The organism is Paenibacillus sp. ClWae2A (assembly GCF_032452295.1).
Taxonomy (GTDB): Bacteria; Bacillota; Bacilli; order Paenibacillales; family Paenibacillaceae; genus Paenibacillus.
The window spans coordinates 408,689-430,470 of sequence record NZ_JAULSQ010000004.1 but is presented as its reverse complement, the minus strand read 5'-3'; the positions used below and the strand labels follow the sequence as shown (position 1 = coordinate 430,470).

General features: G+C 46.5%; 17 protein-coding genes. 3 read left to right on the top strand and 14 right to left on the bottom strand.

The window, feature by feature from the left end; all coding sequences use genetic code 11:
• Complete coding sequence (locus tag QVE09_RS16600) at positions 1 to 624, bottom strand: YhbD family protein (RefSeq protein WP_315937671.1); 624 nt, start codon at positions 622 to 624, stop codon at positions 1 to 3.
• A gap of 275 nt (positions 625 to 899) precedes the next feature.
• Here QVE09_RS16600 and QVE09_RS16595 point away from each other — a divergent pair, with 275 nt between their 5' ends.
• Positions 900 to 1,688, top strand: coding sequence for an alpha/beta hydrolase (locus tag QVE09_RS16595; RefSeq protein ID WP_315937670.1), 789 nt, complete (start codon positions 900 to 902; stop codon positions 1,686 to 1,688).
• A gap of 213 nt (positions 1,689 to 1,901) precedes the next feature.
• Here the strand turns inward: QVE09_RS16595 and argH are convergent, their stop codons facing one another.
• The 8 genes from argH to argC all read right to left on the bottom strand — a co-directional run bounded on the left by argH (position 1,902) and on the right by argC (position 11,304).
• Positions 1,902 to 3,305, bottom strand: coding sequence for an argininosuccinate lyase (gene argH / locus QVE09_RS16590; protein ID WP_315937710.1), 1,404 nt, complete (start codon positions 3,303 to 3,305; stop codon positions 1,902 to 1,904).
• Positions 3,306 to 3,411: 106 nt separating this feature from the next.
• Positions 3,412 to 4,647 (bottom strand): argininosuccinate synthase, encoded by a 1,236-nt coding sequence (locus QVE09_RS16585; protein ID WP_315937669.1) that lies wholly within the window; start codon positions 4,645 to 4,647, stop codon positions 3,412 to 3,414.
• Between the two features lie 286 nt (positions 4,648 to 4,933).
• Positions 4,934 to 5,899: an ornithine carbamoyltransferase gene (gene argF, locus QVE09_RS16580; RefSeq protein ID WP_047840650.1), complete on the bottom strand. Its 966-nt coding sequence runs from the start codon at positions 5,897 to 5,899 to the stop codon at positions 4,934 to 4,936.
• Positions 5,862 to 5,996 carry a hypothetical protein gene (locus QVE09_RS16575; RefSeq protein WP_315937668.1) on the bottom strand — a complete coding sequence of 45 codons (135 nt, stop codon included), beginning with the start codon at positions 5,994 to 5,996 and terminating at the stop codon, positions 5,862 to 5,864. The genes argF and QVE09_RS16575 overlap by 38 nt, the downstream gene beginning before the upstream one ends.
• Before the next feature lie 102 nt (positions 5,997 to 6,098).
• The gene (locus QVE09_RS16570; protein WP_315937667.1) at positions 6,099 to 7,352 is read right to left on the bottom strand and encodes an aspartate aminotransferase family protein; all 1,254 of its coding nucleotides are present in this window, start codon (positions 7,350 to 7,352) and stop codon (positions 6,099 to 6,101) included.
• A 358-nt stretch (positions 7,353 to 7,710) separates the two neighbouring features.
• Complete coding sequence (argB, locus tag QVE09_RS16565) at positions 7,711 to 8,550, bottom strand: acetylglutamate kinase (protein WP_315937666.1); 840 nt, start codon at positions 8,548 to 8,550, stop codon at positions 7,711 to 7,713.
• A 335-nt stretch (positions 8,551 to 8,885) separates the two neighbouring features.
• Entirely contained in the window at positions 8,886 to 10,124 is a 1,239-nt protein-coding gene (argJ, locus tag QVE09_RS16560; RefSeq protein ID WP_315937665.1) for a bifunctional glutamate N-acetyltransferase/amino-acid acetyltransferase ArgJ, read from the bottom strand.
• A gap of 130 nt (positions 10,125 to 10,254) precedes the next feature.
• Positions 10,255 to 11,304 carry an N-acetyl-gamma-glutamyl-phosphate reductase gene (gene argC, locus QVE09_RS16555; RefSeq protein ID WP_315937664.1) on the bottom strand — a complete coding sequence of 350 codons (1,050 nt, stop codon included), beginning with the start codon at positions 11,302 to 11,304 and terminating at the stop codon, positions 10,255 to 10,257.
• A gap of 331 nt (positions 11,305 to 11,635) precedes the next feature.
• Between argC and cls the strand changes: the two genes are divergently transcribed.
• Complete coding sequence (cls, locus tag QVE09_RS16550; protein ID WP_315937663.1) at positions 11,636 to 13,084, top strand: cardiolipin synthase; 1,449 nt, start codon at positions 11,636 to 11,638, stop codon at positions 13,082 to 13,084.
• A 233-nt stretch (positions 13,085 to 13,317) separates the two neighbouring features.
• On the opposite strand, the gene QVE09_RS16545 is transcribed toward cls, so the two are convergent.
• The 5 genes from QVE09_RS16545 to QVE09_RS16525 form a co-directional block, all read right to left on the bottom strand.
• Entirely contained in the window at positions 13,318 to 14,226 is a 909-nt protein-coding gene (locus QVE09_RS16545) for a YitT family protein (RefSeq protein ID WP_017691997.1), read from the bottom strand.
• 132 nt (positions 14,227 to 14,358) lie between these two features.
• Positions 14,359 to 15,472 (bottom strand): peptide chain release factor 2 gene (gene prfB / locus QVE09_RS16540; protein WP_124116498.1). Its coding sequence is split into 2 segments (ribosomal slippage): positions 14,359 to 15,399 and positions 15,401 to 15,472, totalling 1,113 coding nucleotides; the frame shifts between segments, so codons are not numbered across the junction.
• A 440-nt stretch (positions 15,473 to 15,912) separates the two neighbouring features.
• The gene (gene secA, locus QVE09_RS16535) at positions 15,913 to 18,417 is read right to left on the bottom strand and encodes a preprotein translocase subunit SecA (protein WP_315937662.1); all 2,505 of its coding nucleotides are present in this window, start codon (positions 18,415 to 18,417) and stop codon (positions 15,913 to 15,915) included.
• A 1,022-nt stretch (positions 18,418 to 19,439) separates the two neighbouring features.
• A complete protein-coding gene (gene hpf / locus QVE09_RS16530) occupies positions 19,440 to 20,003 on the bottom strand; it encodes a ribosome hibernation-promoting factor, HPF/YfiA family (protein ID WP_017691993.1) in 564 nt (187 codons plus the stop codon).
• 419 nt (positions 20,004 to 20,422) lie between these two features.
• Positions 20,423 to 20,620, bottom strand: a complete 198-nt coding sequence (locus tag QVE09_RS16525; protein WP_024631599.1) for a cold shock domain-containing protein — start codon at positions 20,618 to 20,620, stop codon at positions 20,423 to 20,425.
• A 734-nt stretch (positions 20,621 to 21,354) separates the two neighbouring features.
• Here QVE09_RS16525 and QVE09_RS16520 point away from each other — a divergent pair.
• Complete coding sequence (locus tag QVE09_RS16520) at positions 21,355 to 21,723, top strand: hypothetical protein (RefSeq protein WP_315937661.1); 369 nt, start codon at positions 21,355 to 21,357, stop codon at positions 21,721 to 21,723.
• The last annotated feature ends 59 nt before the right edge of the window (positions 21,724 to 21,782 follow it).

Below are 21,782 nucleotides of genomic sequence, written 5' to 3'. Positions count from 1 at the left end.
TTATCCCAATTTGAGTTTTAATTCTTCCATAAATGTTCCTATCGGCTGCCTAAGAACCACTTTCACACCATTGTCAAAATAAAACTCCGTTCCTGCTGTTACCAGCATGAATGAAGGAACACCCATCTTACGAATAAGTACGAGTTCGCTGGGTTTGCCTGTAAAACGATAATAATGTTCGGACATCACTTCGATCAGCAACGCACCCTCTTGCCGAGTAATATCTCCGCTCATTAACAGCTTATCAAGGACGTAGAGCATCATAATCTGCTCCAAAGCATACAGCGGTTGTTCTCGACCTGCTTCTTTTAACAGATCCAGCGAGATTTGTGAAACAATGTTTCGCTCTAATAGTTGCTGTGCAGACATCTCCACTTCGCCCAACGTAGGTGAGAACACGTCTGCCAGCTCATCCAGCGATAATCCGTCTTTCATATTGAGAATCTTGTCAATGCGCAGTAAAATCTGTTGTTTGGGAAAAAAGGTCTCTTGTCCGGTGTAGGACGACTTCCGAATGAACCATTCTTCCGGAATGAGATTTTTCCGCTTCCAACGGTATAACTGGCCATATGAGATTCCTGTCAGGTCCAACAACTCTTTCTTGGAGATCAAATCATCCGTCATATATGGTCCCCCTTTTTATTGAAATGAGTGTAACATAACATTGTTACGTTGTAAACCACATTGAAAAATCGATGATCAAATTACAGTTTTCCACTTTAACCACTGGTGTGAAATTCTTTGTTTTCTACTGTAGATCTTGTTATTGCAATGGAAGCGTAATGCGTATAACCTGTTACATATACACACTTTGGAGGCTCAGGCATCCGATTTTTCATCCCATCGTCTCATGTCAGAACACGTGGTTAACGAACTTATGAAAGGGGTTTCTTATACTCATGGCACTTATTAAATGTGATTTTTACTCGGATACGCTCGGGCTTAGCACCAGCATGCATGTCATTCTGCCGCAACAAACCCACAATCAGATTGGTATGGAGAATGTGACTGGCAAAGGGCTGCACCCAACCCTATACCTGTTACACGGTCTGTCTGATGATGATTCCATCTGGCTGCGCCGGACTTCCATCGAACGTTATGTGGCCAACCTCGGGATCGCCGTTGTTATGCCACAGGTTCACCGCAGCTTCTATACCGATATGGTAGAAGGCGGACGTTATTGGAGCTTTATCAGTGAAGAACTGCCGGCACTTGCTCGTTCTTTCTTCCCGCTCTCAGACCAACGGGAGGACAATTTCGTTGCCGGATTATCCATGGGTGGCTATGGGGCTTTCAAGCTGGCCCTTCGCAAACCAGATCAATATGCCGCAGCTGCTAGTTTGTCTGGAGCACTCGATATGTCTGCACATATGGATAGAAATGCATCCTCAGCATTACAACAGACGGAGTTACAGCGGATTTTCGGACCCGAGGTGGCAGGTACAGAGAACGATCTAATCCATCTGTTAAAAGAAAATCAATCTAGCGAAAGTCCTCGACCTTTGCTCTACCAATGCTGCGGAACGGAAGATTTCCTGTATGAGGATAATCAAACCTTCCGTCAAGCCTGTGAACAGATGGACTTCGAACTGACATACCAGGAAAGGCCTGGTGAACATGAATGGGGCTACTGGGATGCCAAGATCCAAGATGTATTGAAATGGTTGCCTTTGCCGAAACGGGACTAGTAGAACGTTGTAATGTAATTTGTTAATGGAGCGACTGCGACTTAATCAGACTGATACTCCGATGACATTATGCCTTTGTTTCACTGCTGAGTTAAATATATTTTGCTCACTTCGCTATAGCTGTAAAACACAAAAAGCAGGCCGTGGAGAACAAGGTTCTCAACGGCCTGCTTTCGCATTGTATATCTCGGGAAACTTATTGTATCCGTGGTATTAACCGCGGTTCGTAATCCATTGCTCGGTGATCTCCAGTACCTTCTCACTGCGTCCGATGGCTTCAGCGACTTGACCCGAAGCTGTTCCGCCGTAAACATTACGAGCGTTCACTACCGCTTCAGGTTGAAGCACGTCATAGATCCGGTCATCGAACAGTGGTGAGAACTGACGGAATTCATCAATCGTCAGATCCAGCAAGTATTTGCTGTTCTGGATGCAGTACAGCACCGTTTTACCAATCACTTCATGCGCCTGACGGAAAGGCAAGCCTTCGCCTACGAGGAAGTCAGCAATATCCGTAGCGTTGGAGAAATCCTGGTTGACCGCTTGACGCATCCGATCCTTGTTCACTGTCATTGTTGCGATCATTGGAGCAAACAGTTGCAGTGCACCCTCCAGCGTTGCTACAGTATCAAACATGCCTTCTTTGTCTTCCTGCATGTCTTTGTTGTATGCCAGGGGAAGAGATTTCAGTACTGTCAGCAAGCCGATCAGGTTGCCGTACACACGTCCTGTTTTACCACGAACGAGTTCAGGAACGTCCGGGTTTTTCTTCTGAGGCATAATGCTGCTGCCTGTGCAGAACGCATCGTCCAGTTCAACGAACCCAAACTCTGTGCTGCTCCACAGTACCAACTCTTCACTCAGACGGGACAAGTGAGTCATGATCAGCGAAGCTGCCGCCAGGAACTCAACGATGAAGTCACGGTCGCTTACTGCGTCCAGACTGTTCTCGTACACCCCATCGAAGCCCAGTTGTTCCGCCACAAAATGACGATCAATCGGGAATGTTGTGCCCGCGAGCGCACCTGCGCCCAGTGGCAGGATGTTAATGCGTTTGTAGCTGTCCATCAGACGCTCCGCATCCCGTTGGAACATGGATACATACGCCATCAGGTGATGGGCAAACAGGATCGGCTGTGCCCGTTGAAGATGCGTATAACCCGGTACGATGGTATCGAGGTTATCTTTCGCTTGTCCAATCAGTGCTTCCTGCAAGGAATGCAGCATGCCTACAAATCCAACCACACGCTCGCGCAGGTACAAGTGCATATCTGTTGCAACTTGGTCATTTCGGCTACGTCCTGTATGTAATTTGCCGCCTACAGGGCCGATCGTCTCGATCAGGTTTTTCTCAATATTCATGTGGATGTCTTCGTCCGATACGGAGAATTCCACTTCTCCCGCACGGATTTTGTGCAGAACGATGATCAATCCTTCTTTGATGGTCTCTACATCTTCCGCCGGAAGAATACCGCATTTGCCCAGCATTGTCACATGGGCCAGACTGCCCTGAATATCTTCCTCAGCCAAAGCCTTGTCAAAATTGATCGATGCCGTATATTCCTCAACCAAATGATTGGTTTGTTTTGTAAAACGTCCTCCCCACAGCTTGCTCACGGTGAGTACTCCCCTTTCGCTCATGGACAAAGCCGCTCCTGCCAGATGTGCAAGAACGGCCTGCCTTGTCAATTATATTGATGTAGCTCTAGTATGCAGGTTGAAATTAGTTTTTGTTTTGCTCCACGCCGGAGTTTACTTTCAAACGCAGTGCATTCAGGCGGATAAAGCCTGTTGCATCGCCTTGATCGTAGGCCTGTGTTGGATCAGCTTCCATCGTTGCGATGTCCGGATTGTAGAGGCTGACAGGACTTTTCACACCTGCGCCGATGATATTGCCTTTGTACAGTTTTACACGAACCGTACCTGTTACATTTTTCTGGCTTTCAGTCACCAGCGCTTGCAGCGCCAAACGTTCCGGTGCGAACCAGAAGCCGTTGTAAACGAGCGTGCTGTAACGTGTGATCAGGCTATCACGCAGGTTCATCACTTCACGGTCCATCGTGATGGACTCCATTTTGCGATGTGCGGTGAACAAGATTGTTCCACCCGGTGTTTCGTACACGCCACGGCTCTTCATACCAACAAAACGGTTCTCAACCATATCTACACGGCCAATACCATGTTTGCCACCCAGCTCGTTCAGTTGCTCCATCACTTGCAGCGGGCTCAGGCGCTCACCGTTCAGTGCAACACAGTCGCCTTGTTCGAATTCAAGTTCAACATACTCCGCTTGATCCGGTGCATCTTCAGGTGCACTGCTCAGCAGGAACATGTCTTTGTTTTCGTCCGCGCTTGGATCGAACCAAGGATCTTCGAGCACACCGCTCTCATAGCTGATATGCAGCAAGTTACGGTCTGTGGAGTATGGTTTAGCCGCAGATGCGGTTACCGGAATACCATGTTTCTCAGCGTACGCGATCATCTCGGCACGTCCAGGGAATTGATTACGGAATTCTTCCAGACGCCAAGGTGCAATGACGTTAATGTCTGGTGTCAGCGCAGCCGCGTTCAGCTCAAAGCGAACTTGGTCATTACCTTTACCTGTAGCGCCATGAGCGATGGCTGTAGCACCTTCTGCACGAGCGATATTCACCATGCGTTTAGCGATCAGTGGACGAGCGATACTTGTGCCGAGCAGGTATTGTCCTTCATAGAGGGCACCTGCCTGGAACATCGGATAGATGAAATCTTTTGCGAACTCATCACGCAGATCGTCGATGTATACTTTGGAAGCGCCTGTTGCCAGTGCTTTTTCCTCCAAACCATCCAATTCATCCTTTTGTCCAATATCCGCTGTGAATGCGATAATCTCAGCATCATACGTTTCTTTCAACCATTTCAAAATTACAGATGTGTCCAACCCGCCTGAATACGCGAGTACAATTTTTTCCTTAGCCATGTTCGATGGTCCTCCCCAAGATCAGTTAAGTTAAACAGAGCCTTCATACACTGAATCCTACGAGCCAGAAAACCCTTCCGATCACTGTTATCCCCAGATTTTTTCATCCCTTTATGATAAAGGGTAAAATCCGGGGATAAAGGCGACCGCTTCGCTTCTTCAGGCTTTTTCTGTCTCTCCGTGTTTGTGTATGCTTTTTGTTTAATTAACTTTTTAAAGTACATTATAGATGAATCTATCATCGCGAAATCTGCGCCTAAAATCAACCCATAAAGGCAAACAACATCTATTCGCTCATTAACGCAGCCATTAATGCTTTCTGTGCATGCAAGCGATTCTCCGCCTGATCAAAGATCAGGGAGTTCGGTCCGTCAATTACACCGGCACTCACTTCTTCGCCGCGGTGTGCTGGCAGACAATGCAAGAACATGTAGTCCGGCTTCGCGCCTTTCATCAGTTCCTCGTCCACTTGATATGCGGCAAATGCCTGCTCACGAATCTTCTGCTCTTCTTCAAAGCCCATGCTTGCCCATACATCTGTGTACACGATATCTGCATCTTTGGCTGCTTCTTGTGCACTGTAGGTTACAGTCACTTCAGAACCGCTCTCCTGTGCGATAATGCGTGCCTGCTCCACAACTGCGCTATCCGGCTCATAACCTTCTGGCGTTGCTACAGCAACATGCATTCCCATCTTCGCTGCACCGAGCATCAGGGAGTGTGCCATGTTGTTGCCATCTCCGATGTAGGCCATTTTCAGACCTGCGAGCTTGCCTTTGTGCTCCAGCACCGTTTGGAAGTCTGCCAGTACCTGACAAGGATGCGCTGCATCGCTCAGGCCGTTAATGACCGGAACATCAGCATGCTCTGCCAGTTCAGTTACATTATGGTGTCCAAAGGTACGGATCATGATGCCGTCCAGGTAGCGGGACAATACTTTGGCTGTATCATGTGTTGTTTCCCCACGACCCAGCTGGATATCATTTTTGCTCAGGAAGAGTGCGTGTCCGCCCAATTGGAACATGCCCACTTCAAAGGATACACGCGTACGTGTGGATGATTTTTCAAAAATAAGGCCGATCGTTTTACCTTTCAACGGTTGAAAAGGTACACCGCTTTTTTGCTTGCCTTTAATCTCAATCGCGAGATCAAGCAGATAACGAATTTCCTCTGCTGTGTAGTCCGTGAATTCGATAAAATCCCGGCCTCTCAGATCAATCTTCTGAATCTTTTCCGTCTGTTGTGCTGTCATCTATAATGTCCTCCTTATTTCCGGTTCCCTGCACCCGCATGGGCAGAAGAGAGAGCAACGTTGACACTTTGGCTTCGTGCTTCTCAAATTTATTCATTTCCACCTTCTGCGAGTTCACCGCGCGGCTACAGGGATTCATCATCTCATTCTGCTTCGAGGCCGGTAATGGCCCCGAGACAGAAATGTTCTCATTTTTATGTTAGGCTTTCGCCGCTACGTGCTCTTCGATCAATGTGCCTACCAGGGATACGGCCTCGTCGATCTCTTCTTTGCTCACATACAGGTTCGGAAGCAAACGAATCACATTTGGCCCTGCAGAGACGAACAAAATCCCGCGTTTTTGCCCAGCCAGCACAATATCACCTACTGGCTCAGCACATTCAATACCGACTAACAATCCCAAGCCACGTACTTCCTTCACAAAGGAGTTACCCGCCAAACGATCACGTAGGGAGCTCATCAGGTATTCGCCCATCTCCGCTGCACGCTCTGGCAAGCGATCTTCAAGCATCGTTTCAATTGTTGCAATCACAACGGATGAAGCAAGTGGTGTTCCGCCAAATGTCGTCGCATGGCTACCTGGCGTGAACGCATCCCGCAGGAAACCTTTACCCAACATCGCGCCTACAGGGAAACCACTTCCGATGCCTTTAGCAACGGTGAACACGTCTGGCTCAATGCCATAATGCTCGTGTGCAAACAGTTTGCCTGTACGTCCCATTCCGGTCTGTACTTCATCGACAATCAACAACAGCCCATGCTCGTCACACAGTTTCCGTACATGTTTGACGAATTCCGGTTCAACTGGATATACGCCACCCTCGGCCTGAACCATTTCCAGCATAATAGCTGCTGTGTTGGGTCCAATTGCCGCTTCAAGTGCAGGGATATCATGCAAAGGTACGGTTACAAATCCGGCTGGCAATGGCAAAAATCCTTCTTTCACCTTATCCTGTCCGGTTGCTGTCAGTGTAGCGAGTGTCCGTCCATGGAAGGACTGGGCAAATGTGATCACTTCATAGCGATCTGTGCCTTTCACCTTCTGGTGATAACGACGGGCTACCTTAATAGCCGCTTCGTTCGCTTCGGCACCACTGTTACAGAAGAATACTGCATCAGCGCACGTATTAGCTGTCAACAATGCCGCTGCCTTCTCCTGGCCTGGAATCTGGAACAGGTTGGACACATGCCACAACTCATCAATCTGAGCTTTCAGCTTGGCCCCAACTTTCTCCGGTGCATGGCCCAGGCTAGTTACAGCGAGTCCGCACATGAAATCGAGATAACGGTTACCCTGATCATCCCACAACCAGCTGCCTTTACCTTTGACCAGACTGATTGGATAACGTGCATACGTTTGGAAAAGCGAGCTTTCCGTCTGTGTCGCTACACCTGTTGCTGCTGCGCCTGCTACCGCTGTGCCAGAACCTGGCTGTTCGTTGCCTTTTGCCATGACCATATCACTCCTATTGGTTGGTGCACGCCTAAGGTGAATAGACATAACACTAGACCACTTCGATTGCAGTCCATCTTCCGAACGTATGCATACTTCCACTTCGATGACAGAACAACCTTCCGATCGCTGTTATCCCCGGATTTCTTTGATTAATTGTTTACAGGGGGAAATCCGGGGATAAAGGCGCACGCTTTGCTTCTTCAGGTTATTTCTGTCCTCTCCGTTCTTGCTTCTTTTCTTCAGATTGGCTCTGCACTCTTCCGTTATCGCGTTATGCCCAGATTCACAAAAAAATCGTGCACATATTTTTTTATTTAATATAAGACTATTAAGACCCTAGCACACTGAGAGCGAATTATTGCATACGGATGATTCTTGTTCCGATGATTTCTCCGCCGAGTACACGGCTCAGGATTTGAGGTTCGCTGCCGTCTACGATGACGACCTCACGTACTTGGCCATGAATACATGCGATAGCTGCACGCACTTTGGGAATCATGCCGCCATAGATTTCTCCGGTTTGGATCATGTCTTCAATCTCTTGTACAGATACGGATGGCAGCACTTTTTTCTCACCGCCTACGTTCTTCATGATGCCAGGAACGTCTGTCACGACAATCATCCGACTTACGCCGAGATGAGACGCCACTGCACCCGCAGCTGTATCTGCGTTGATGTTGTAGCGTTGTCCAGTTGCATCTACACCAACCGGCGCGATAACCGGCATGTAACCCATGTGCACGATGCCTTGGATAATCTCTGCATTCACACCAGTGACATCCCCTACCCAACCGATCTCTGCGTGGTTTGTAACAGGTTTAGCCTGAATCAGACCCCCGTCGACGCCGGACAAGCCTAGTGCACGACCACCAACACGTTGAATCAAACGCACGATCTGTTTGTTGATGCTTCCAGCGAGCACCATCTCCACTACGTCCAGCACAGGTTCAGTCGTTTTGCGCAGGCCGTTAACAAATTCGGTTTCGATGCCAAGCTTCGCCAGGTTATCTGAGATTGCAGGACCTCCGCCATGTACGATGACTGGCTGTGTGCCCTGAGACTGCAAATCACGCAGATCCGCAAAGAAAGAATCGGGTAATGCTGCCAGCGTGCTGCCTCCACATTTCATGACAAACATCTGTTTCTCTGTGCTCGCTTTCGTTGCGGTACTCTCGTTTGGCATTGTTGAATTCATGAGGGCAAGCTCCTTCCATAGTAAAAATTACATTCAAAAAAATATAACACTTTTATAAGGTGACAAAGGCTGGTAGGAGCCATTCCGAATTCGGATTGTTCTTTCGATCGCTGTTGTCTCCAGGTTTCTTGAATTATCCCTATATAGGGGAACACCCGGAGACAAAGGCGACCGCTCCGCTTCTGCAGAATCAATTCCGTCTTCTCCATTACTATCGCTATAGGTCCAACACCAAACAACAAGTTTAAATTTTATTGATAATTTTTGAAACATCTCACGAAACAGCTTCACAATAGAAGACAGCTGTTTCGAAAAACCTTTATCCAAAAGTCTTATTACGTGCGGTATGCGGCGTTAATTCGGACGTAGTCATACGTCAGGTCACAGCCCCAGGCTGTAGCCGTTCCTTCGCCGTGGTGCAGATCCACCACAATGCGAACTGTATCAGTCTGCAAATAGGCCAATGCTGCTTCTTCGTCAAACACGACTGGACGGGACTGCGCGAGTACAGAGATCTCTCCCAAACGAATATCCACCGCATCCGGGTTCACCGGTTGTCCTGCACGTCCTACAGCTGCAATAATCCGTCCCCAGTTGGCGTCAGCGCCAAACATGGCGGATTTCACCAGACTGGACCCAATGACGGTTTTGGCAATGGCCTGTGCGGATTCATCACTTACTGCACCTGTAACTTCTACCTCGACCAGTTTGGTTGCTCCTTCACCATCGCGAGCAATGGCTTTGGCCAGTACTTGGCATACATAGGTGAAGCCGGCTGCAAAAGCGTCCCAATCCGGATGCTCTGTGGTCAGCTCTTCATTGTCTGCATATCCACTGGACATGGCTACGAGCATGTCGTTTGTACTTGTATCCCCATCAACGGTAATCATGTTGAATGTATGATTGGTTGCCTGGCGCAGCAGGCGCTGCAACGCTTCTGCACCAATGACCGCGTCAGAGGTCATGAAAGCGAGCATTGTCGCCATATTCGGATGAATCATACCCGAGCCTTTGGCGGCTCCCGCAATTGTTACCGTCTTGCCGTTAACTACAACGGAGACGCAGGCTTCCTTTTTCACCAAATCCGTTGTCAGAATCGCTTGTGAAAATTGTTCCGCCTCATTAGACTCCTTGCCCATATGCGCTGGAAGTCCGGTGATGCCTGAATGTACAGCATCCATTTTGAGCAATTCCCCAATGACACCTGTGGAGGCCACAGCCACGTCCTCTTCCGCCACTCCCAACTCACGCGCAGCGGCCGAACGCATCGCATAAGCATCTTCTTCACCTTGTTGCCCTGTACATGCATTAGCATTACCACTGTTGACGATAACAGCTTGAAGGCGTCCGTTGCTCAAGCTTTCACGCGTTACTTTGAGTGGTGCTGCCTGAAACACGTTCGTTGTGTATACAGCAGCAGCTGTAGCAGGTACATCACATCGGATCGCTCCGATGTCATTGCGAGATGTCTTTTTCAATCCGCAGTGAAGTCCACCAGCAGTGAATCCCCCAGGGGTTACAATTGTTCCGTTCTCAACCACGGTAAAAGTATATTGCTCCACATTCGTTCCCATATCATATCCCCCGTATGCGTTCAGCTATATGCTGATGATCGCCTGCTTAACCTGATCCATTCTCCCTAAGTTGACTCCGAGAGAGCACTCTACACCGAATGTTCCAGCACTCCTCCTGAATTCCAATCCCTTATGGATATACCGGTGTCATGTTCAGCCCGAGGTTCTCCTCCCATCCCATCATCAGGTTCATATTTTGAATCGCTTGCCCGGAAGCACCCTTCACCAGGTTGTCGATGACCGAAATAATTGTCAAACGCCCTGTCCGAGGATCCACCGCAAATCCGATATCACAATAGTTGGATCCGTACACTTCTTTGGTAGAAGGCCAGATGCCCGGTTCACGTACACGTACGAAAGGTCTGTTCTCATAATATTTACGGTACAAATCTACGATCTCCCGGTCGCTGTGTTCCCCAACGAGGTTTGCATACATCGTACTCATGATTCCACGTGTCATTGGCACCAGATGTGTTGTGAAGGTAACCGTAACAGGCGTTCCCGTTATATTGCCAAGCACTTGTTCGATCTCGGGAATATGTTGATGTTTATTCAGTTTATAGGCTTTGAGATTCTCGTTCATCTCTGCATAATGGTATGACAGATGGGTTCCCCGTCCTGCACCGGATACGCCTGATTTAGCATCAATTATAATAGTAGAAGGATCAATCCAGCCTGCCTCTACAGCAGGGATCAGTCCAAGAAGTGTAGCTGTTGGATAACAGCCCGGGTTCGATATAAAATTCTGTCCTTTCACTTCTTCGCCATACACCTCAGCCATGCCGTATACCGCTTGTTCCAGCAAATCCGCTGAAGGCGCCGGATGTTTATACCACTCTTCGTACACTGTTCCATCTTTGAGTCTGAAATCGCCAGACAGATCAATAACCTTAAGCCCTGCCGCCAGCAGGCTTGGTACGAGCTTTGCACTTACGCCGGACGGGGTCGCTGTGAATACCAGATCCGCACGACTCGCAATTTCAGCCGGATCTACGCCGTCGAGTGGCCTGTGAATCACATCCGTCAAATGCGGGAATCCATCTGCGATGGACTCACCACTACTCGATGATGAGATCACTGATGTGATTTCAACCAACGGATGGTTCTGGAAAAAACGAATCAGTTCCACCCCGCCGTAGCCGGTGGAACCGACGATTGCTACTTTTAATTTGTTATTCACTCTCGCTCCCCCAATCTCGATGTATGCGCTACTTGTGCTATGCCCTTGCCTGAACGAGGCCTGAACACAGCAATTCCGTCGCTTATATGCATATTTGTGTATTATTATACGACTCTGGTTATATAAATACAACACTCTATCATCAATTTCACATGGATTTCCATCCAATCCGAACATATCTTTTTTTAACATCCGGGACGAACAGGTATACTTCTGTTAAAATACGTATTAGTAGGAAACATTACAATCAGGGTCTCATTCATAACTAACCTGCTAGTCAAGGACATATGAATAGATTCATGATGGTCATTATGAGACGTGGGGGACTATAGTGCATATCGAATCCATTTTACTTATTGTGCTCCTGGGCCTGAATATTATTTTTGCCGCAGCAGTCGTTTTCTTCGAACGGAAGGATGCCAGCGCTTCCTGGGCTTGGCTGCTCGTTTTGAACTTTATTCCGGTGTTTGGGTTTGTACTTTATCTTTTAACCGGTCAGAACCTGACCCGATACCGGCTTTTCCAGTGGAAAGAACGTAAGAAACTCGGGCTAGAGGAACGTATTGAAGCCCAGCTCACGCAGTTGCACGATAACCGCACCCCTTTCCGCAACCAAGCAACCGAGAGTAGTCAGGACATGATCTATATGAACCTGAAGCAGAACGGTGCTCTGTTAACGGAGGATAATGCAGTTGAGATCATTACGGACGGAACAGACAAGTTCCAGCGGCTCTTGGATGACATCGAAGCGGCTCAGGATCACGTGCACGTGCAATACTACATTTATAGAGGCGACCGTCTGGGCAAAAGAATTCGGGATGCACTCATCCGCAAAGCGCGGGAAGGCATTAAAGTTCGTTTGCTGTATGACGCGCTCGGATCACGGCGGGTATCGAAACGCTTTTTCAAAGAATTGCGCGAAGCAGGCGGTTTGGTTGAAGTCTTTTTCCCATCCAAATTCAGTCTGATCAACTTGCGTATGAACTATCGGAACCACCGGAAGATTGTCATCATCGATGGTAACCTTGGGTACACAGGAGGGTTTAACGTTGGAGATGAGTATCTTGGCTTGAACTCGAAATTCGGTTACTGGCGTGACACACATCTGCGTATTCAGGGGAATGCCGTTCATGCGCTGCAGACCCGGTTCCTCCTGGATTGGAATGAAGCGTCCAAACAACACGACACACCTTACGTTCCCGCGCATTTCCCTAATATCGAGGGTACAGGAAAGATTGCCATGCAGATTGTCTCCAGTGGACCAGATGCAGAGACCGAGCATATCAAGAACAGTTACCTTAAGATGATTAACGGGGCCAAACAATCAATCCTGATTCAAACGCCTTATTTTATCCCGGATGCCAGTGTATTCGAAGCTATTCGTCTCGCGTGTCTGTCCGGCATAGATGTTCGCATCATGATTCCAAATAAACCAGACCATGCTTTTGTATATTGGGCTACGTTATCTTATATTGGTGAGTTGCTGAAGGTTGGCGCCAAAGTATTTATATATGATAATGGCTTCATTCATGCCAAAACACTTATCATTGACAGTTTGGTAGCATCCGTGGGAACCGCCAATATTGACTACCGCAGTTTCCGGTTGAACTTTGAGGTTAATGCTTTTATGTATGATGAAACGATTGCGACAGCACTTGTACAAACCTTTGAGCACGACCTGCATGTATCGCGGGAAATGACGCTTGATGAATACCAAAAACGCAGTCTGATTATCCGCTTCAAAGAAGCCATTTCCCGTCTGCTATCTCCGATTCTGTAGTGGTGGCACTCCGATGACAGAATCGCCTTCCGAAGTAGCTTTCTTTCAGAAAGCTTTTAAGCGAACGCTTCGTTTCTTAAGGCTATTTCTGTCCTCTCCGTTATCGTGATGTTTAGTAGTAAAAAAACAGGCATATCCTCTCCCGTCATTTCGGAGAAGGATATGCCTGCTTTTTTTTGTTGAAGTCATTTCTTATGAGCCTACACGGCTCATCCGCTATTTTTCACACCCGTTCACACATGTTCTCCCCGCTTAAAACCTTCGCCGAGCACTTCGTGCGCGTTACTGATAATGACAAAAGCTCCCGGGTCCACAGACCGGATCAACGCTTTGAGTCTTGGCACCTCATTTTGCCCAACCACGACCATCAGTACTGTTCGTTGATCATCAGTGTAACCGCCTTTGGCTTCCAGCTTCGTTAATCCGCGATCCAGGTCATCCAGAATCACTTTGCTAATCGCTTCTGTCTGGTTGGAAATAATATACGCCACCTTGGAAAAGCCTAGGCCCATCTCAACGGCATCGATCACTTTACCGGTAACATACAACCCAATCAGCGCATAGAGGGACTGCTCCAAGGACAACACAAATGCAGCCATAATAATAACCGTAGCATCCATAATTACGACACACAGAGAGTAACTCAGTCCGCTGTATTTCTGTACGATTCTGGCAAGAATGCTCATACCCCCTGTTGACCCTCTACCTCTATATACAATTCCAATCCCGAGACCAACGCCAATCCCACCATACAGTGAACCAAGTAGTGGATTCGTTGTTGGAATGGCCCAATCCTTCGTGAGATAGACTAACAATGGCAGGACAATACTGCCCAATACAGAGCGCACACCATACTGCTTCCCAATGAGCAGGAAACCCGCGATAAGGAGTGGAATGTTAATCGCCCACTGGGTGTATGCCGGCTCCAGATTGAGCCACTCCTTGCCCAGGATGGATAACCCGGACACCCCACCTGAAGCGATCTGATTCGGTAATAAAAATAGATTAAAGGCCACTGCGATTAAAAACGAGCCTACAATGATAGATACCGTATCCACGACGTTTCTCCATGGACCATTAAGGGGAATGAGGCTGGTTAACCTCTTTTTGCGGTTATTATGAAATTGTGATCGTTGTTGCATGTTCTCGTGCTCTCCTTTTATGTGACTGATCAGATGTTCGCTCATTTTTTCTATCCTATAAAATTATTCAAAAAAAAGCTCCCGTATACACCAGCATACGCCTACACGCATGGGTCCATACAGGAACTTATATTAATCGGTTTCTACTTTAATCTGGCTACGCAAATAACCATCGATGAATGCATCGAGGTCGCCGTCCATTACTGCTCCTGTGTTTCCAGTCTCTACGCTTGTACGGTGATCCTTTACCATACTATAGGGATGGAACACATAGGAGCGAATCTGGCTACCCCATGAAATATCCGACTGATCTCCTCGGATTTCATCCAGCTGTTGTTTTTGCTCTTCAATTTTACGCTCATACAATTTCGAACGAAGCATTGTCATCGCTCGCTCACGGTTCTTGATCTGTGAACGTTCATTCTGACACGTTACAACTACACCTGTTGGAAGGTGAGTAATCCGTACGGCAGAGTCGGTGGTATTGATATGTTGTCCACCCGCGCCACTTGCCCGGTACGTATCGATCTTGAGGTCCTCTGTGCGAATGTCCAATTCAATCGTATCATCAATCTCCGGTACCACATCACAGGATACGAAAGACGTATGTCTACGGCCCGATGAGTCAAAAGGTGAGATCCGCACCAGTCGGTGTACACCCTTCTCGGCTTTCAGATAACCATAAGCGTTATGCCCCTTGATCGACAATGTAACACTCTTAATCCCAGCCTCGTCACCTGGCAGATAATCCAGTACCTCAACCTTGAAGCCACGCTTCTCGGACCAACGTGTGTACATCCGGAGCAGCATCTGTCCCCAATCCTGGGACTCGGTACCACCCGCACCCGGGTGAAGCTCCAGAATCGCGTTCATCTTGTCGTACGGTTGATTCAGGAGAAGCTGAAGTTCGAACTCTGCGACCTTATTCACGATCGCGGTAATACTGTTACCAATCTCGGTAGCAAGGTCTTCGTCGCCTTCTTCGTCCGCCAGCTCTATCATCATCACCGCATCATCATAGTCCTGTTGAAGTTTGGTGTATTGATCCACAGATCCCTTCACCGCGTTTAGCTCAGCGATTACGGATTGCGCCTTATCACTATCATCCCAGAAATCCGGGGCAGACATCTTAACTTCGAAGTTGCCGATCATCTCTTGCTTCAGATCTAAGTCAAAGAGACCCCCTAAGGTTTGTTAGTTTCTTGCCTATTTCACGCAGGTCATGCTTCACGTTTGGATCGATCATGTGCAATTCCTCTTTTCATTAAGATAAGCTCCCCGCATCCAGGACATTCCTCCAGATCAAGTAAGTGATGCGCCACCCTGGTGTTGAGACTACTGTTGTATCAGTATATCTCTTCCCCGTGATCATGGTCATATTATTATAACTATGCACCATTAACCGGTTTTGCATCCTTCACTTCATCCTATGGAATACCCGGCTGCAAGGAGCCGTTCATGTCAATCTATATAAGTTGATCTAGTTCATGTTACACCGGTCACTCCGATTACAGCAGCATCTTCCGATCGCTCTTATCCCCAGATTTTCTTGATTCCCTCTTACAAGGGAAAAATCCGGGGATAAAGGCGAACGCTCCGCTTCTTCAGATTGCTTCTGCACTCTCCGTTATGGTGTAAAATCAAGGTTCAACTTATTACACTATAGTGTATATAAAAACCATCGCTCTACTCTTGACCGTGGCAGTGTTTGAACTTCTTGCCACTACCGCATGGGCATGGATCGTTACGTCCGATTTGGTCAGAAACCTTCACTGGACGTTTCTCAGCAGGTTCACCGCTTGTCGAGATCTGACTTTCCTCAACAACCGCTTGACGCTCCTGATTGCTCTCGATCTGTGCTCTCATCACATAAGTCGCTACTTCTTCCTGAATCGAAGCGATCATCTGATGGAACATCTCGAAGCCTTCGAATTGGTACTCACGCAGTGGATCTGTACCGCCGTAGGCACGAAGGTGGATACCTTGACGCAATTGATCCATTGCATCAATATGATCCATCCACTTGCTGTCTACTGCACGGAGAACAACCACTTTCTCGAACTCACGAACCATCTCTTCGCCAATTCGCTCTTCACGTGCATTGTACTTGTTCTGAACTTTCGTGAACAGGAACTCGATGATTTCTTCTGCTTCCTTGCCCCACAGATCATCTTTTGTTACCGAACCATCGTCCAGCAATTTGCTGTTCATGTAATCGGCAACTTCCTGCAGCTCCCAGTTTTCCGGAATATCGTCACTGCAATGAGCTTCAACGATACGTTCAATGGAAGGTTTGATCATATCCATAACGATCTGTTTGATATTTTCCGACTCCAGTACCTCGCGGCGCTGTTTATATATAATTTCACGTTGTTGGTTCATAACATCATCATATTGGAGAACGACTTTACGCACGTCAAAGTTGTTACCTTCAACACGCTTCTGCGCCGATTCTACTGCACGGGTAATCATCCGGCTCTCGATCGGTTGGTCTTCTTCAAAACCAAGGCGTTCCATCATGTTCAATACATTGTCTGCACCGAAACGTCTCATCAATTCATCACCCAGTGACAGGTAGAATTGTGTTGAACCCGGGTCACCTTGACGTCCCGCACGACCACGCAGCTGATTATCAATCCGGCGTGATTCGTGACGCTCTGTACCGATGATATGAAGGCCGCCTACTTCAGCTACACCTTCACCCAAGATAATATCCGTACCACGTCCAGCCATGTTGGTTGCAATTGTTACTGCACCCGCTTGGCCGGCTCCTGAGATGATCTCTGCTTCTTCCGCATGGTACTTGGCGTTCAGTACCTGGTGTTTTACACCACGGCGTTTGAGCATGTCAGACAGGCGCTCCGAGTTCTCGATGGATACTGTACCTACCAGAACCGGCTGGTTCTTACTGTGGCGTGCCACGATCTCTTCTACAACGGCATTGAACTTGCCATCGATGCTCTTATACACGACATCTGCCATGTCATCCCGCTTGTTTGGACGGTTGGTTGGAATTTGCAGTACTTCGAGACCGTAGATTTTTTTGAACTCTTCTTCCTCGGTTTTCGCTGTACCCGTCATACCTGCAAGTTTACGGTACATCCGGAAATAGTTCTGGAAGGTAATCGTAGCAAGCGTCATGCTCTCGTTTTGTACTTCAATGCCTTCTTTGGCTTCAATCGCTTGGTGCAATCCATCACTGTAACGACGTCCAGACATCAGACGACCTGTGAATTCATCAACGATCATAACTTCCTCATCACTGACTACATAATCCACGTCACGACGCATGATTGCATTAGCTTTCAAGCCCTGAACAATGTGATGGTTGAGAGTTACATTGGCATGATCATACAAGTTCTCGATACCAAATGCTTTCTCTGCTTTTGCTACGCCCGCCTCAGTCAACGCTACGGATTTCACCTTAATGTCTACCGTAAAGTCTTCTTCCGGCACCAAACGCTTCACAAAACGATCTGCTGCATAGTACATATCCGTCGACTTCTGAGCTTGTCCAGAGATAATGAGTGGTGTACGCGCCTCATCGACCAAGATGGAGTCTACTTCATCAATGATACAGAAGAACAATGGACGTTGTACCATTTGTTCTTTGTACAGCACCATGTTGTCACGCAGATAGTCAAAACCAAACTCATTGTTCGTTCCGTACGTAATATCACATGCATACGCATGTTGTTTCAAAGCATGGTCCATACCGCTCAGGTTAACCCCTACCGTCATGCCCATAAATTCATAGATTTGTCCCATTTCCTGGCTATCCCGTTGTGCCAAATAGTCATTGACCGTGACCACGTGTACACCTTTGGACATCAACGCGTTCAGATATACCGGAAGTGTTCCTACCAGCGTTTTACCTTCACCCGTTTTCATCTCGGAAATACGGCCTTCATGCAGAGCAATACCGCCCAGCATCTGTACATCGTAGTGACGTTTGCCCAGTACACGGCGTGAAGCCTCACGTACGGTTGCAAATGCCTCTGGAAGAAGCTCATCTGTTGTTTCTCCCTTTTCAATACGAGCACGGTATTCGTCCGTTTTACCTTTCAGTTGTTCATCAGACAACGCCTGAAATTGTGGTTCCAGTTTATTGATCACATCGACCGTCTTCATCAGACGTTTAACATCACGTTCATTCATGTCGCCGAAGATCTTTTTGACAAGTCCTAGCATGGTATACCCCTTTCGTGCAAAACAGAATAGACCCCCTGTTGCCGCCACGCGACACCATCGGATGGATGTTGTATCCACTTACCCGGGGGTGACAAACAATATGATTTGAGCTTAATGAAGGTTACACTTCGTCAACTCAGTTGCCAGAATGTCCTTTCGATCGCTGTTATCCCCTGATTTCTTTTAAACTCTCTTCTCAGAGGGGAAAATCCGGGGATAAAGCGTATGCTTCCGATGTAGCTTTCTTTCAGAAAGCTTTCAGGCGAACGCTTCGCTTCTACAGGTCATTTCTGCCCTCTTCGTCATTCGTGTAAAAATCAAATTCAAATCATATGCTAATAAGTAATATGATGAATCAACTCCAGGCTTGCCAAAGGTTCCTCATGAAGCTGATTCGGTATTCAAATGGATTCGGTTATTAAAAACCAGCCGAAGCCCGAGCCTTGCGAATCATGTTCATGGTGCTGTGCCTGTCATTGATTATGATTAGCGATCATTCGTTGACAATTCCTCATCAGGACAATGATTCTCTTTGCATAAATTGTAACAGTTTGTAAGAGCCGCCGCAACACGCCACGGCACACTTCTTTGAACTTCTAAGACATATCAAATGGAGTTTAAGTGCAAAAAATCATAGTCGTTAGCGGAAGCGTTCGATTGTCATGTTTCATTTTGCAGGGTAGACAGCCCTGTCATCGAATTTTGATGGTAAATTTGGATGGAAATCTCAATATCCAGTTCTCAAATGTAGGCGTACGAATATTTTCGTAATCACCAGAATCTGGTGATAAACTTGCACCAATTGTGATTCTTCTTACTATCTATTAGACGCAGCAGCTTAGGGAATAGTTTCACCATTTTATTTTCAAAGGTCATTTCCCAGCTTCTCTACGCACAAAAGAGCCCCATCCCCTAAGGGATGGAAGCTCTTGTTAATTCTAATCCAGGAAACTATAGTCCCTGTCTTCATTATTATTAGATATTCATACGCAACTCCGATCCGATGATCCTGTACGTTAAGATTAACCTTGTTCGATCAATCCGTACTTACCATCGTTCCGTTTGTACACAACGCTAACTTCTTCACTGTCAATGTTGGAGAATACGAAGAAATTGTGACCAACCATGTTCATTTGGAGGATGGCCTCTTCCACGTCCATTGGTTTCAACATAAAGCGTTTCGTCCGTACAACTTCAAAATCATCGTCATCCGTATCCGCATCCAGTTCAGCTGTAGCTACAGTACCTGTTGGATCTTCAACGAAGAGTGTTTTCAGGCTACCTTCCTGGCGGAACTTACGGTTAATTTTTGTTTTGTGTTTGCGGATCTGACGTTCCAGCTTGTCCACCACGGAGTCAATGGATGCGTACATATCGTCGCTCTCATCCTCGGCGCGGAGCACAATGCCTTTCAAAGGGATTGTCACCTCTACCGTATGCAAACCTCTCGTCGTGCTCAATGTAACAGCACCGTCAGAGTTAAGGGGTGCATCGAAATACTTCTCGAGTCTACTCAACTTTTTGTCGACATAATCCTTCAAAGCATCAGTAACCTCGATTTGTTGACCTCGAATACTTAAATTCATAGGGCACTCCTCCTTTTTCCTTTGCCACTTCATTATAACACGAATGTAAGCGCCATGTAAAAACTCCCGGTGACCGAATAATGACATCTGTTCAAGCCACATCTGCCAACGTAGGCATAACGCCATATTTCGCGATATTTCATCATATTCAGCCATAATCGTATATTTGCATGGAATGTCTTATTAGGCGCTTGATGATGTATTTAACCCATTTTGAGCCTGCTCAATCTAATATGTAAAATGAACTTCAATCTATCTCTTGAATCTATTAAACTCACTAGAATAATGTGTCTAGGATGATCCTCAAATCTCGAACCTATTGAAACAAAAAAAGACCCCGGAACACCGGAGTCTGATGCTAGCGATAATTCAATTTGGTAACCATCTAACCATATATGTAGGTCGGATTGTCCGGATGATTATAATTTGATTACGTTAGCTGCTTGCGGTCCACGCGCGCCTTCGACGATGTCGAATTCTACGGATTGACCTTCTTCCAAAGTTTTGAATCCTTCGGATTGAATTGCGGAGAAATGTACGAATACGTCGCCGCCGTCTTCAGTCTCAATGAAACCGTAACCTTTTTCTGCGTTGAACCATTTTACTTTACCTTGCATGCACTAACATTCCCTTCGTCATCAAATGAAGTGAAGCTTTCGGCCTTAACCTCTGCCCACAATTCAGATAATACCATCCAAAGTTATCCATTGTCAATTGGAAAAGTAAATGTTTTCTTGGAATTTTTTGTAGATTAATTGGGGATTGTGTTGAAAGGTGGGATAACTTGAATATATCAGTTGTTAAAGTACGGATGTGACCTTATATACAAGTAAGATTAACAAACGCAACGCTAATAGGGTAACATAAAATATATATTACATTGCGCAAATAACAATCTAGCTGTGCTACAACTATAGCAAATGCAATCAAACTTATGTAGCAACTTATAGGAGTAACCTCTGAGCAGAGCATCTTTTAGAATGTTTTCTTCTGTTACATACCAAGCAACACAACAACGAAAATTGCGAGACTCATCGATGTAAAGAGTAACTAAAGCGGATTATAAGCGATGATTGAAATACAATGTAATTGCCTCTGAACATGGTGAAAAGCTGGGATACAACGAACGACATGAATAGAGAACAAGGTGCATTTACAGAAAATTATAACGCGAAAGTAGACCAGCAACATTCACATTATGTATAGCTATAGTCGTCTGATATCTTATTAGTACATATGATAACAGATACAATATGTAACAATTTGGATTTATAACAAGTATTTAATAAATAAATATTTATTTGTGATATATTTAGAGCGATAGTAAATATATTCCAAGGAGATGTTCAATTTGTTTAATTCTAAAAAAGTACTACTTACTGCATCTGCACTTCTATTGCTCTCACTAAGCACTGGCATTGCATCCGCATCAGATGCAACAATTAAACCCGTAGCAAAAGCAGATGTCACGATTCAGATGCTTACTTATCAAGTAAAACTCAAAGTTGGTGAAACCTATCAACTGCCATACGGTCGTAATTACAAATACTATCCAAGTCAATATAGCGAAGGTGGGCCTTATTTCAGCGTTACAAATTCAGGTCTAGTAAGAGCTTTAAAATTACCACCGACAATCCCTGGTGAGGCTGTTGGTTCAGTTGGAGTCGTACAAGAAGGCGTAAGGGATATTGCTGAAGTTTTCATTGAAATAACATATTAATCTTTTTTAAAAGAGTAGAGGCTTAGGGTAGCATAGATTTCCAGGACGCAAAACGAGCC

Excerpts from the sequence above, each read along its gene's own strand:
- QVE09_RS16600 (WP_315937671.1), bottom strand. The coding sequence starts at position 624 with ATGACGGATGATTTGATCTCCAAGAAAGAGTTGTTGGACCTGACAGGA.
- QVE09_RS16595 (WP_315937670.1), top strand. The coding sequence starts at position 900 with ATGGCACTTATTAAATGTGATTTTTACTCGGATACGCTCGGGCTTAGC.
- QVE09_RS16585 (WP_315937669.1), bottom strand. The coding sequence starts at position 4,647 with ATGGCTAAGGAAAAAATTGTACTCGCGTATTCAGGCGGGTTGGACACA.
- argF (WP_047840650.1), bottom strand. The coding sequence starts at position 5,899 with ATGACAGCACAACAGACGGAAAAGATTCAGAAGATTGATCTGAGAGGC.
- QVE09_RS16575 (WP_315937668.1), bottom strand. The coding sequence starts at position 5,996 with ATGAATAAATTTGAGAAGCACGAAGCCAAAGTGTCAACGTTGCTCTCT.
- QVE09_RS16570 (WP_315937667.1), bottom strand. The coding sequence starts at position 7,352 with ATGGCAAAAGGCAACGAACAGCCAGGTTCTGGCACAGCGGTAGCAGGC.
- argB (WP_315937666.1), bottom strand. The coding sequence starts at position 8,550 with ATGAATTCAACAATGCCAAACGAGAGTACCGCAACGAAAGCGAGCACA.
- argJ (WP_315937665.1), bottom strand. The coding sequence starts at position 10,124 with ATGGGAACGAATGTGGAGCAATATACTTTTACCGTGGTTGAGAACGGA.
- QVE09_RS16545 (WP_017691997.1), bottom strand. The coding sequence starts at position 14,226 with ATGCAACAACGATCACAATTTCATAATAACCGCAAAAAGAGGTTAACC.
- secA (WP_315937662.1), bottom strand. The coding sequence starts at position 18,417 with ATGCTAGGACTTGTCAAAAAGATCTTCGGCGACATGAATGAACGTGAT.
- hpf (WP_017691993.1), bottom strand. The coding sequence starts at position 20,003 with ATGAATTTAAGTATTCGAGGTCAACAAATCGAGGTTACTGATGCTTTG.
- QVE09_RS16525 (WP_024631599.1), bottom strand. The coding sequence starts at position 20,620 with ATGCAAGGTAAAGTAAAATGGTTCAACGCAGAAAAAGGTTACGGTTTC.